We start from the raw sequence: 13,214 nt of genomic DNA on the forward strand, positions 1-13,214 counted from the left end.
TTAATGATTTTAAATCTAAATAATATAAAAAAATCAAAATTATTTAATTTATAAAAAAGGGAAGAATAAATGCTTATTTTAACTCGTCGAATTGGCGAAACATTAATTATCGGCGATGAAATAACTGTAACAGTATTAGGAATAAAAGGAAATCAAGTTCGTATTGGAATCAATGCACCAAAAAAAATATCTGTTCATCGTGAAGAAATTTATAAACGTATTCAAGCTGAAAAAAATAATGTTTCTATATAAGTCAATATAAAAAATTTACTGCATTTGATTCTCTTAAGAATGCAGTAAGAAAAATATCTTTTATAATTTTATTTAATTTAAAAAAACCTATACTTATTAAATATAATAAGTAAACTTTATGCTATATAAAAATAAAAAAATATTTGACTTATACAGTAAACAAAGTAATATAGTGTACAGTCAAGAAATAAAAAATCAAAGAAAAAAAATATTAAAAAAAAATCATAAAATAAGTCATTTTTAGGTGAGATGGCCGAGTGGTTTAAGGCGCTCCCCTGCTAAGGGAGTATGTATCAACATGCATCGAGGGTTCAAATCCCTCTCTCACCGAATTATAAAAAATAAATTATTTTTTAAAAAAGAGATCACTTTAAAAAGCTCAAATATGCATCCGTAGCTCAGTTGGATAGAGCACTCGGCTACGAACCGAGAGGTCGGAGGTTCAAATCCTTCCGGATGCAAACAATCACACTCTTTTAAAATTTTTTTACAACTAAACTCATATAGTAAAAATAAATCTATTAAAAAAAATTATAAAATAGTTAATAAGATGAAAGAAAAAAAGAATCCAATAAATTTTCCACGCATTTATTACAATGACTTTTTAAAAATTAATAATATAATACTTTTAGAAAAAAAAATAAAACATTATATTATTAATGTATTACGTATGAAAATGGGAGATATGATTACAATCTTTAATAATACTAATTATATTTATTATTCTAAAATCATTAATGTTCAAAAAAATAAAATAAAAATTCACATCATAAAAAAAAAAAAGAAAATAACGAATCACCCATCCGTATACACCTCATACAAATAATTTCTAAAAAAGAAAAAATGAATTTTACGATTGAAAAATCTGTGGAACTAGGGGTTAGCACTATTACACCCATTATCTCTGATCAACCCGTCAAATATTGTTTAAAAAAAAAAATAAAATACTGGAATAATATAATTATTTCTGCATGTGCACAATCAAAAAGAAATATTATTCCAAAATTATACCAACCAAAAAAACTAAACGAATGGAATAAAACTGTTCCTTCTAAAGCAGTTAAAATTTATTTTCATAGAAAGGCTAATAATAAAATTAATCAAATTCAAAATAAAAATTTAAAAAATATATATTTAATAGTCGGACCGGAAAAAGGATTTTCAAAAAATGAAATGGAATATATGAATAAGAAGAGTTTTTTATCTATATCTTTAGGTCCTAGAATATTACGTACTGAAACAGCAGCTATTACAGCCATTACAAGCGTACAAATATTATTAGGAGATATATAACATAGTATTATATGTAAAAGGTATAAAAAGGATTATTCAATAATATCATTTAAAATAACATTTAAAATAGAAATTTTTTTTTCTATTTTAGTGATATATTGCAAATTATTTTTTTTTTCTAATTGTAATTCATAACAAATGTTTAAAGCTGCAATAATAACAAGTTTTTCTATATTGGAAACTCCTGTTTTTTCTTTTAATTCCTGTAAGCGATCATTAAAATTATTCACGGAAGATAATAATTCAGATGAATAATTTTTTGGACAATTCACTTTTATAATACGACCCAATATTTCGACATCTATAGTTTTAATTGTCATTTTTTTTCCTATAAATCTATTTTATTAATTTATAATATTTTTTATATTTTTATATAATTTTTCTAACTCCATTAATATCACTAATTAATAGTGTATTTGCTTTACGTATAGCAAATAAACCAACACATACTACTCCAGGTATGTTATTAATATATTTTTCTAAAAAAACCGGTTGATATATTTGTAAATTAAAAACATCAATAATAAAATTTCCATTATCGGTAACAAAATTTCTTCGAAATTTTGGTATACCTCCTAATTTTCTTAATTCTTGAGAAACAAATTTTAAAGCCATAGGAATAACTTCAATAGGTAAAGGAAAAGAAATACCTAAAATCTTAACATATTTTGATTCATCAATAATACATAAAAACTTTTTTGAAGCTGATGAAATAATTTTTTCACGAGTTAATGCACCTCCTCCACCTTTAATCATTTCTAGATTGTTATTCACTTCATCCGCGCTATCAATATATATATCAATTACTGAATTTAGGTTATTTAATTCAATGATTGGTATATTTAATTTACGTAAATAATTATACGACTGAATAGAACTGGCTACCGCACCTATAATCAAAGATCTAATAGATGACAGCGCCTTAATAAAATATTTCATAGTAGAACCGGAACCAATACCGATGATTGAGTTTCTAGAAATATACTTGAGAGCAGATAAAGCTACTTTTTTTTTTAAAATATCTATCATTCATACTCCTAAATATTTTTATAATTTCATATTAATGCCTTTTAAAAACTAATAAAAAAAAATAATCTAACTAGGATTCATAAAAAATATAACTATGATATATGAAATATAACTAAAAAAATTAAAAAATATTTGTAAAAAAGTTATATTATGTAATATATCTTTACATTTTTTTTCGGAGGTATTAGTTTTTTAAACTGAAAAAAAATATCCTAAAAAAATAGAAGACGTAAATATAAAAAAATATTTTTAAAATCTTTCAGAAAAATACTTTTTAAAATAAAGAGAAGGGTTGGATACAAAATCAACAAAAAAAAATCTGGGGTACCTGGATTCGAACCAGGGATGCCGGTATCAAAAACCGGTGCCTTAACCTCTTGGCTATACCCCAAAAATAATAGTTTAATTATTACATAAGCATATTTAACTTAGTAAATAATATTATGCGGAAAGCGAGATTTGAACTCGCAAACCTTACGATGCCAGAACCTAAATCTGGTGCGTCTACCATTTTCGCCATTTCCGCTTAATTTAATTCTGATTATATATATTTTTATGGCTACGACGAGATTTGAACCCGTGACCTCAGCGTTATGAGTGCTGCGCTCTAACCAACTGAGCTACGTAGCCAATATTTTTACTGCTTATTTCGTATAATAATATTACATAAATTTTATTAATTTACAACAAGAATTTGTAGAAATAATCAATTTTATCACAAAAATTATTCTTTTTAAGAAGAAGAATACTTTTATAAAGTTTTTGAATTATATTTTATAGTATTCAGTAAATTATTATCATGATATAAGTAACTATTATATTATTAGAATAATCAACTAAAAAAATATGAAAGGCAACAAATATGTTTACAAAAATACCAGATGGTTTTATTAAAGAATTATTGAAACAGTCAATATCAAAATATCCAGATCGAAAAATATGTACACGATTTCCACCTGAACCTAATGGTTATTTACATATTGGACATGCTAAATCCATTGTATTAAATTTTAATATCGCAAAAGAATACGGAGGTAATTGTTATTTACGGTTAGATGATACTAATCCAATTAAGGAAAGTATAGAATTCGTACAATCTATACAGGAAGATATTAAATGGTTAGGTTTTAAATGGAATGCTAACGTCAAATATTCATCCGATTATTTTCATATTTTATATCAATATGCTATCACATTAATTAAAAAAAACCTTGCTTATGTAGAACAATTAACTCAAGAAGAGATGAGGTTATATCGAGGCTCTTTAAAAAATCCTGGAAAAAATAGTCCATTTCGAAATCAAACAATAGATGAAAATTTATTTCTTTTTCAAAAAATGAAATCAGGATTAGTACAAGAAGGATCTATGTGTTTAAGAGCAAAAATTAATATGTCTGCTGCAAATATTATTATGAGAGACCCTGTTCTTTATCGTATTATTTTTAAAAAACACCACCAAACCAATTATGATTGGGTAATTTATCCTATGTATGATTTTACACATTGTATTGCAGATGCATTAGAAGGTATTACCCATTCTTTTTGTACCTTAGAATTTCAAGATAATAGACAATTATATAAATGGATTTTAAAAAAACTAAATTTTACCACTAATCCACCACAACAATATGAATTTTCAAAATTAAATTTAGAACATACAGTTTTATCTAAAAGAAAATTACAAAAATTAATTAATTTAAATATTGTAAAGGGATGGAATGATCCTAGATTATATACATTATCTGGATTAAGAAATCGCGGATATACTCCTAACTCAATACGAATATTTTGTGAAAAAATTGGTATTACAAAACAACAGAACACAATTCAATTGTCGTTATTAGAATCTTGTATCAAAAAAGATTTAGACTATACATCATTTAGACGTATGGCAATAATTAATCCAATAAAAATTATTATTACTAATTTTTCTAATAAAAAAATAAAAAAAATTCATGTTCTAAATCATCCAAAAAATCCTGAATTAGGCAGAAGAAAAATAATTTTTTCCAATGAATTATATATTGAAAAAAATGATTTTTCTAAATATAAAGTTGATAACTTTCAGGGGTTAATTTTAGGAGAAAAAGTACGATTACGTTATTCATATATTATAAAAGCTTATCAAATTATTATAAATAAAAATAACAACATAAAATGTATTTTATGTAAATATTATCCTAATACTTTAGGAAAAAAAAACCAAAAAGAAAAAATTAACGGAATAATTCATTGGTTATCTAAAAAGAATTCTGAGCCAGCAATTTTTAAAATATTTAATAATTTATTTTTATCTAAAAACCCGGAAAAAAATAAAGATATAATAGAAGAAATTAATTTAAAATCCTGTTTAATAAAATATGGTTTTGTAGAAAGTATAGTTAAATCAGAAAAAATTAAACATGCATATCAATTTGAAAGAATTGGATATTTTTTTCAAGATAAAAAAGATAAAGAATTTCAAAATCAAATAATATTTAACCAAATTGTATCTTTAAAAAATAAATATAAAAAAATATAAAATTTATATGAAGAAAATTCATGCATATTGAAAAAAAAAGAAAATTTTTTAATAATTGATATTTATTTAATAATATACTAAAATTAAATTATATTATATATAATATAAATATATCATCTATCTTATTTAAAAAAATATAAATAAACTATTCCCTTAATAAAAATTAATACAATAAGGAAAATTATGTCAAAAATAAAAAATGTAAAAGCTAGAGAAATATTAGACTCTAGAGGATTTCCAACTATTGAAACAGAAGTTTATTTGTATAGTGGATATACAGGGCGTGCTTCATCACCTTCTGGTGCTTCTACGGGATCCAAAGAAGCGTTAGAATTAAGAGATAAAGATAAAAAACGCTATTTTGGGAAAGGAGTTCAAAAAGCTATTTCTTATGTTAATAATGAAATCGCTAATTTATTAATAGAAAATATAAACTCAGAAAATCAAAAGGAAATTGATGAATTAATGATTAAATTAGACGGAACAAATAATAAATCAAAATTTGGAGCCAATGCAATATTATCAGTATCATTAGCCATAGCAAAAGCTACAGCATCTGAACAAAATATTCCATTTTATCTATATATTAAAAAGATCAATAATCAAAAAAATGAACTAACCATGCCATTACCAATGATTAACGTTATAAATGGCGGAGTACACGCTAATAATAACATAGATCTACAAGAATTTATGATTCAACCAATAGGTGCTCAAAATATTAAACAAGCCATTCGTATGGGATCAGAAATTTTTCATATCTTAGGTAATATTTTAAAAGATAAAGGTTTTTCTACCTGTGTTGGGGATGAAGGCGGTTATGCACCTAATTTAAAATCTAACGAAGACGCTTTATCCATGATTTGTTTAGCTATCGAAAAATCAAATTACAAATTAGGAGAAGAAGTAACAATTGCACTTGATTGCGCAGCATCAGAATTATACAATAAAAAAACAAAAAAATATCAATTATTTCATGAAAATAAAAAATTTGATTCATCAGAATTTACTGATTATTTAGAAATATTATGTAAAAAATATCCTATAACATCTATAGAAGACGGACAAGATGAAAATGATTGGGATGGATTTTTAAACCAAACAAATCGTTTAGGACAGAAAATTCAATTAGTTGGCGATGACTTGTTTGTAACAAATACTAAATTATTAAAATTAGGAATCGAAAAAAAAGTTGCTAATGCAATATTAATTAAATTAAATCAAATCGGTACACTTACAGAAACCTTATCTGCTATTAAAATTGCTAAAAAAAATAAATATAACACAATTATATCACACCGATCCGGTGAAACAGAAGATACTTGTATTGCTGATTTAGCTGTTGGAACCTCATCTAATCAAATTAAAACAGGATCCATGTGTAGAACTGATCGAACAGCAAAATATAATCGCTTAATTAGAATTGAAGAATCCCTAACCAATAAAAATATTCCATTTTATAATAATCCAGCTTTATCTTTTTTTTTAAAAAGATACCAATAATAAAAAAGGGGTTTTATAAACCCCGAAATATATTAATTAAAATTTTAAATAGATACTCATAAAATTTACTAATAAAAAAGAAATCTATATATGAAAAAAAAAAAATAATACTTATGGATGGTCATTTTTGTATGTACAAAATATATTTTGCATATCCTCAATTAAAAAATAAATTTGGAGAATCTACTTCTATTTTGTATGGTATTATAAAACTCATAAAATCTATAATTATGAAATTTTTGCCAGAAACCATTATATTTATTTTTGATACATCTACTAAAACATTTCGTCATCAGTTATATAAAAAATATAAATCAAATCGATTATCCGCCCCAAAAAATTTATATTCTCAAATAAAACCATTAAAAAAAATTATTAAATATATGGGGATTCCAATTGTTTCTAGAAAGAACATAGAAGCCGATGATATTATAGGAACTTTAAGTCAATTTTTTCAAAAAAAAAATTTTCATAGTATTATTTATAGCGCCGATAAAGATATGACTCAATTAATTAACAAAAATATTTCCATTAATCCGGGAAATATTAATAAAAAACTTTTAAAAAAAAAAGATGTTCAAAAAATATATGGAGTCAATCCCAAATCAATAGCGGATTTTTTAAGTTTAGTAGGTGATCCGTCAGATAATATTCCTGGCGTTTCTGGTATTGGAAAAAAAACAGCAATAATTTTAATAAAATATTTTCATTCCATAAAAAAAATTTATAAAAACATAAAAGAAATAAAAAAATTACCTATCCGAGGCATTACAAAAAAAATAGAATATTTAAAAATCGGTAAAAAAAATGCATTCTTATCCTATCAATTAACTAAGATTAAAAAAGATTTGAATTTCAACTATAAAAAATTAGATTTAATGTTAAAAAAACCAAACCCAAAAATGTTAATTAAAGAATTTAAATATTATCAACTCAATCAATATCTAAAAGAAATATCTAATAACAACTTTATAATTATAAATTGGTATAAAAAAATAAATAATTCTAAAAAAAAAAGATGAAAATCTATGTATAAAATCATTGATAATGTAATCCAATTAAAAAAATTATGTCTCATGTTAAAAAAAAATACATTTGTAATATCATTACATTTAAAAAATAAAAAATCGGATAATATTTCAATACGCGGATTAATTTTTTCTACTAAATTTAATAAACATTGGTATTGTACAAATTCTCTTCAATCTACTAGAAATAAAAAACCTTTTTTCAATATTAAAATCATATTATGTATTTTAAAACCAATACTAGAAAATAATAAATATGTAAAAATTGGTAAAAATATGAAATTTATTTACCATATTTTAAAAAAATATAATATTACCCTTCAAGGTATTAAATTTGATTCACTTGTTATATATTATTTATTTAATCCTATTGATAAATTTTATATAGAATTAAAAAATTTAATTCAAAATTATGACGAGAAAGATGAATACTACGACATCAATAAAATTATAAATAATGCGAATTTATCTTACAAAATTTATAAAAAAAGTCAGCATTATTTTTTAAAAGAAGATACACAGAGAATACTTTTTGAATCGATAGATATGCCTTTAGTCAGTATACTAGCTGCCATGGAAAACCATGGAATTCTTATAAAAAAAAAAGACTAAAAAAACAAAAAAAAAAAATAGCTAAAATAATTACTCAATTAAAAAAAAATATATACTGCATAGTTGGTAAAAAATTTAATATTAATTCTACAGTTAAAATACAAGAAATTTTATTTAATAAATATAAATTACCTATAATTAAAAAAACAAAAAACGGAAAATTTTCTACTGATGAACAAGTATTAAAAAGACTATCTTCTTACCATATCTTACCAAAAGTTCTTTTGAAATATCGAACATTATATAAAATTAATACCACTTACATACTGAAATTACCAAAAAAAATAAACATTCTTACTGGACGAATACATACAACTTATAATCAATATTTAACATCTACAGGACGATTATCTTCCAGTAAACCAAATTTACAAAATATACCTATAAGAACAAAAATAGGAAAAAAAATAAGAACCGCATTCATAGCAAAAAATAAATGGATTTTATTAACAGCAGATTATTCACAAATAGAATTACGCATTTTAGCTCATTATTCTAAAGACAAAAAATTGATCACGGAACTATTTAACAATATTGATTTACACTCTGCTACTGCATCCAATATTTTTCAAAATCAAGAAATCAATAAAATTGATAAAATACATCGAGAAATAGGAAAAAAAGTAAATTTTTCTATTATTTATGGTATTAGCGCTTTTGGTCTCTCTAGACAATTAAATGTCAGCCTCTCTACAGCTCGAGAATATATAAAAAAATATTTTAATAAATATGTTGATATAAAAAAATATATTGATCAAACTCACAAAAATACAGAAAAAAAAGAATATATAAAAACATTATTTTCAAGAAAAATATATATTCCGAATATTAATTCAACAAATAAAATATTAAAAAACTCTGCAAAAAGATTTTGTATTAATGCTATCATACAAAGCACTGCTTCTGATATAATAAAAAAATCTATGATTAATATTGATTTATTTCTAAAAAATAAAAAAATAGACGCAAAATTAATTATGCAAATACATGACGAATTAATCTTTGAAATTCAAGAAGAAAAAAAAAATTCAATCAGTCATAAAATTAAATATTTAATGGAAAACTGTGTTAAATTAAGAGTTCCACTCAAAGTATCAATTAAAACAGGAAAAAATTGGGGTAATATTATATAAAATTAATTATTAATTTTTATAAAAATTCCACCATAAAGATAATTTTTTTTGTAAAGTTGAAACTCCTATTTTTTTAATAGATGAAAAAATAATGATATCCGCCTTGATTTTTAATTTTTTTAATTCTTTATATACATAACGATATTGTAAAATATTAAATCGTCTAGAACTTTTATCAGACTTAGTTAATAATAGTATTATAGGTAAAAAACGTTGATTAATAAGATTTAAAATATATAAATCAAGATTTTTCAAAGGAAAACGAATATCAGAAAGTAAAATAATTCCTTTCAAACACGGTCTATGTTGAAGAAATTTCATAATATTCTTATTTATTATATATTTATATTGATTGCTTATCTTGGAGTATCCATAACCGGGAAGATCAATAATTCTAAAATCCGGGACAATTTCAAAAAAATTTATTAATCTTGTTCGACCAGGCGACTTACTAATATGCGCTAATTTTTTTTGATTGGTTAATACATTAATAACACTAGATTTTCCAACATTAGAATATCCTAACAATGCCACCTCCATTTTAACACACGTTAACCAATCATGAGGATCAAGACCACTTTTTAAAAAAGTAGTTTTACTAAATATTAATTTTTTCAAAATTTTTACACCTATTATTATTTTAACAAAATATTAAAAAAAAATGATATTTTTTAACAAATATTTTATAATATTTAAAAAGATAAAACTATAAAAAATTTAAAAAATATTTTTTCTATAAAAAATTATAAAATTTTTAAAAAATTTATAAAAAATACTATTACTTATACTATATTCGGGAGTAATATGAATCAAATGTTACGAAATATTGCAATTATAGCTCATGTAGATCACGGAAAAACCACATTACTAGATCAATTATTACAACAATCTGGAACCTTTAAGAAGCATGAAGAAAAAATAGACAGAATTATGGATTCTCATGAACTAGAAAAAGAAAGAGGAATTACAATTTCAGCTAAAAATACCTCAATAGAATGGAAAAAATATCATATCAATATTATTGATACACCTGGGCATGCTGATTTTGGCGGAGAAGTAGAAAGAATATTATCCATGGTAGATTCTGTATTATTAGTAGTCGATGCTTTTGAAGGGCCTATGCCTCAAACAAGATATGTGACTAAAAAAGCATTTTCATATCAAATTAAACCTATTGTCATAATAAATAAAATGGATCGACCTAATATTCGACCGGACTGGGTAATTAATCAAATATTTGATTTATTTGTCAATCTCAATGCTAACGATGAACAATTAGATTTTCCTATAATATATACTTCAGCTCTTCTTGGAATATCAGGTTTCGATCCAGATAAAATGGAAAAAAATATGGAGCCGTTATTTCAAACTATTATCAAATATACACCGGAACCCCAAAAATACCATTCAAAAAATCTTCAAATGCAAATTTCTCAATTGGATTGGAATAATTATTTTGGTACAATTGGTATTGGAAAAATTACTCAAGGAATATTAAAAATTAATCAAACTGTATCTATTTTACGAAAAGAAAAAAAAATATATACCGGAAAAATCAATAAAATATTAAAATTTTATGGTCTAAAAAAAATTGAAATAAAAAAAGCCATTGCTGGCGATATCATAGCTATAACAGGTTTAAATGATATTAAAATATCAGATACAATTTGTGATCCATTACACTTAAATCCATTACCAGCACTAAAAATTGACTCCCCTACAGTAAATATGTTTTTTTGCGTGAACAAATCACCATTTTGTGGTAAAGAAGGAAAATATGTAACCTCTCGTCAAATTTTGCAAAGATTAAAAAAAGAAGTAATACATAATGTATCTTTAGAAGTAAAAGAAACAAAAGACTCAAATATTTTTTCTGTATCTGGAAGAGGTGAATTACATTTATCTATTTTATTAGAACAATTACGTAGAGAAAACTTTGAAATAGAAGTTTCACGGCCCAAGGTTATCTTAAAATATGAAAATAATCAAAAAACTGAACCTTTTGAGTTAGTTTATTTAGATGTTATGCGTAAACACCAAGGCACTGTTATTAAAAAAATCGGAGAATTACGCGGTAATATCAAAAATATCATAAGTAATGAAAAAGATAGAGTTCAAATTGAATGTATTTTATCTAGTCGATCGCTAATAGGTTTTCGTACTGATTTTATGAATATTACTTCTGGCAGTGGTACATTTTTTTCCTCTATTGATCATTATGGACCCATGCAAAATTATACAATTGGACAACGAAAAAACGGCGTTCTTATCTCTAATGGTACTGGAATTGCCGTTTCCTTTGCTTTATATAATTTACAAAATAGAGGAAAAATTTTTGTTAAACATGCTGAAAAAGTATATGAAGGACAAATAATCGGTATTCATAATCGTACTAATGATTTAACAGTCAACTGTTTAACAGGAAAAAAATTAACAAATATGAGAGCCTCCGGAACAGATGAAGCAATTAATTTAATACCACCTGTTAATATAACATTAGAATATGCATTAAACTTTGTTAATGATGATGAATTAATAGAAATTACACCAAATGCAATACGTTTTAGAAAGATCTATTTAACAGAAAGTGAAAGAAAAAAAAATCTACGAAGAAAAATAATTTGATTAAAATAATTTACAAATTATATCAACTATTATGTATATAATAAAAATTAAAAAAAAAAAATATAATATTTAAATATCTCAAAAATTTAAGATGAAAATTCTCTAATATCTATACCTGTAAATTGACGTTATAAAATAAAAAAAGAAATGAAAATATTATTAAATTAATAACATATTTTTTAAAAAAATTCAATAAATACTAAAAAAGATAAATGCCTTGTAAAAAGAGGCATTAAAAATATTTATGAAAAAAAAACAAATTTACTACTATATTTTCCAGAAATATAAAAGCTCTTTTTTTCCTTACAAAATATTTTTTTCATGCAAACCTGTAATAATATTTTATTCTTTAAAAGTTGTACAACTTCTAGAATTATACCAGCGTTGCATATATTTTCAATATTTTCATGATATTCTATCCATGATCCAATAATTGGAAAAACCTTTGATTCACCAATTAAAACCTTCATTTTAAATTTATTTATTTTTTGTTTTTCATACCGATATAATATTTCTTGACCATAATAACAGCCTTTATTAAAACAAAGGGCATTCCAATATTTTAAATTTAGGGATTGCGGTAAAAACCTACCTATCGTAATATTATTAATGATTGGAAAATTAGATTCAATATCTAAAGATTTCCATTGTAAATCCGTACTAATAAACATATTTATTGCAATTTTTTTTATAAAGTCATAAGAATATTTATTTTTACAAATTATTAAAAATCTTTCACTTGGAAAGCTTAATCGCAAAACAATGATTTTTTTATAATACATAATATTATGATTACTATTTGGTAACTCGGTAAAATATTTTGTTAATATGTTCAGAATACCAAAACCAGCTACACCAAAAATTTTCCAATTTTTATTTACAAAAATATTAATATCAGAAAAAACAGAATATTTTTTTAATTCTTTCATTTGTTTTAATGCAATTTCAGTTCGTATAAGATATGCATAAATATTATTATATTTAAAAATTAAAAAAGGACACCACACCTTACCATTATAATTACAGTGAGCACCAAATTGATATCTTGTCTTATGAACAGTATTAATATCCAATGTAAATTGCTGATTTAAATATTTGATACTATCCATCCCTATAACATTTATAATACACCAATTCTTTAACTGCATAATAGTCGCTGGGAGTTGTTTATTTAAAAATACTGTATTATGATATGTATTTAATACTGTCATAAAAAAT

12 protein-coding genes, 5 tRNA genes and 1 pseudogene are annotated in these 13,214 nt (G+C 23.4%); 11 read left to right on the forward strand and 7 right to left on the reverse strand.

From position 1 onward, the window contains the following. Positions 1-69: 69 nt before the first annotated feature. The 5 genes and pseudogenes from csrA to APCICONF2801_RS01375 all read left to right on the forward strand — a co-directional run. On the forward strand, positions 70-252 hold the full coding sequence (gene csrA / locus APCICONF2801_RS01355; RefSeq protein ID WP_075432043.1) for a carbon storage regulator CsrA: 183 nt from the start codon (positions 70-72) through the stop codon (positions 250-252). 243 nt (positions 253-495) lie between these two features. Continuing rightward, positions 496-582 (forward strand) — tRNA-Ser (locus APCICONF2801_RS01360). A 57-nt stretch (positions 583-639) separates the two neighbouring features. After that, positions 640-713 (forward strand) — tRNA-Arg (locus APCICONF2801_RS01365). An 89-nt stretch (positions 714-802) separates the two neighbouring features. After that, on the forward strand, positions 803-1,078 hold the full coding sequence (locus tag APCICONF2801_RS02130) for an RsmE family RNA methyltransferase (protein WP_082252728.1): 276 nt from the start codon (positions 803-805) through the stop codon (positions 1,076-1,078). Continuing rightward, a pseudogene (locus tag APCICONF2801_RS01375) lies at positions 1,036-1,545 on the forward strand (RsmE family RNA methyltransferase); the annotation flags it as partial. The gene APCICONF2801_RS02130 and the pseudogene APCICONF2801_RS01375, both read left to right, overlap by 43 nt. Before the next feature lie 32 nt (positions 1,546-1,577). Here APCICONF2801_RS01375 and zapA read toward each other — a convergent pair. The 5 genes from zapA to APCICONF2801_RS01400 all read right to left on the reverse strand — a co-directional run bounded on the left by zapA (position 1,578) and on the right by APCICONF2801_RS01400 (position 3,204). Beyond that, positions 1,578-1,865 carry a cell division protein ZapA gene (zapA, locus tag APCICONF2801_RS01380; protein ID WP_075432045.1) on the reverse strand — a complete coding sequence of 96 codons (288 nt, stop codon included), beginning with the start codon at positions 1,863-1,865 and terminating at the stop codon, positions 1,578-1,580. A gap of 49 nt (positions 1,866-1,914) precedes the next feature. Next, positions 1,915-2,574, reverse strand: a complete 660-nt coding sequence (rpiA, locus tag APCICONF2801_RS01385; RefSeq protein ID WP_075432047.1) for a ribose-5-phosphate isomerase RpiA — start codon at positions 2,572-2,574, stop codon at positions 1,915-1,917. 319 nt (positions 2,575-2,893) lie between these two features. Beyond that, positions 2,894-2,965, reverse strand: a tRNA-Gln gene (locus APCICONF2801_RS01390). Positions 2,966-3,018: 53 nt separating this feature from the next. After that, a tRNA-Leu gene (locus APCICONF2801_RS01395) sits at positions 3,019-3,100 on the reverse strand. A gap of 30 nt (positions 3,101-3,130) precedes the next feature. After that, positions 3,131-3,204: transfer RNA gene (locus APCICONF2801_RS01400), tRNA-Met, on the reverse strand. Between the two features lie 232 nt (positions 3,205-3,436). Here APCICONF2801_RS01400 and glnS point away from each other — a divergent pair. The 5 genes from glnS to APCICONF2801_RS02115 all read left to right on the forward strand — a co-directional run bounded on the left by glnS (position 3,437) and on the right by APCICONF2801_RS02115 (position 9,371). Then, entirely contained in the window at positions 3,437-5,095 is a 1,659-nt protein-coding gene (glnS, locus tag APCICONF2801_RS01405) for a glutamine--tRNA ligase (protein WP_075432049.1), read from the forward strand. A gap of 183 nt (positions 5,096-5,278) precedes the next feature. Continuing rightward, positions 5,279-6,598: a phosphopyruvate hydratase gene (gene eno / locus APCICONF2801_RS01410; protein WP_075432051.1), complete on the forward strand. Its 1,320-nt coding sequence runs from the start codon at positions 5,279-5,281 to the stop codon at positions 6,596-6,598. A gap of 131 nt (positions 6,599-6,729) precedes the next feature. Further along, positions 6,730-7,620 (forward strand): 5'-3' exonuclease, encoded by an 891-nt coding sequence (locus APCICONF2801_RS02105; protein WP_231938295.1) that lies wholly within the window; start codon positions 6,730-6,732, stop codon positions 7,618-7,620. 6 nt (positions 7,621-7,626) lie between these two features. Continuing rightward, entirely contained in the window at positions 7,627-8,238 is a 612-nt protein-coding gene (locus APCICONF2801_RS02110) for a hypothetical protein (RefSeq protein ID WP_231938296.1), read from the forward strand. Between the two features lie 50 nt (positions 8,239-8,288). After that, positions 8,289-9,371, forward strand: a complete 1,083-nt coding sequence (locus APCICONF2801_RS02115) for a DNA polymerase A family protein (RefSeq protein WP_231938300.1) — start codon at positions 8,289-8,291, stop codon at positions 9,369-9,371. 9 nt (positions 9,372-9,380) lie between these two features. On the opposite strand, the gene yihA is transcribed toward APCICONF2801_RS02115, so the two are convergent. Then, positions 9,381-9,989 (reverse strand): ribosome biogenesis GTP-binding protein YihA/YsxC, encoded by a 609-nt coding sequence (gene yihA / locus APCICONF2801_RS01420; RefSeq protein WP_075432053.1) that lies wholly within the window; start codon positions 9,987-9,989, stop codon positions 9,381-9,383. Between the two features lie 186 nt (positions 9,990-10,175). On the opposite strand from yihA, the gene typA reads away from it, so the two are divergent. Then, positions 10,176-11,996, forward strand: a complete 1,821-nt coding sequence (gene typA, locus APCICONF2801_RS01425) for a translational GTPase TypA (protein ID WP_075432054.1) — start codon at positions 10,176-10,178, stop codon at positions 11,994-11,996. Between the two features lie 242 nt (positions 11,997-12,238). On the opposite strand, the gene ygfZ is transcribed toward typA, so the two are convergent. Next, positions 12,239-13,207, reverse strand: coding sequence for a tRNA-modifying protein YgfZ (gene ygfZ, locus APCICONF2801_RS01430; RefSeq protein WP_075432056.1), 969 nt, complete (start codon positions 13,205-13,207; stop codon positions 12,239-12,241). Positions 13,208-13,214: the final 7 nt, after the last annotated feature.

The sequence above is a fragment of the Buchnera aphidicola (Cinara confinis) genome (assembly GCF_900128735.1).
GTDB classification, from domain to species: Bacteria; Pseudomonadota; Gammaproteobacteria; order Enterobacterales; family Enterobacteriaceae; genus Buchnera_F; species Buchnera_F aphidicola_L.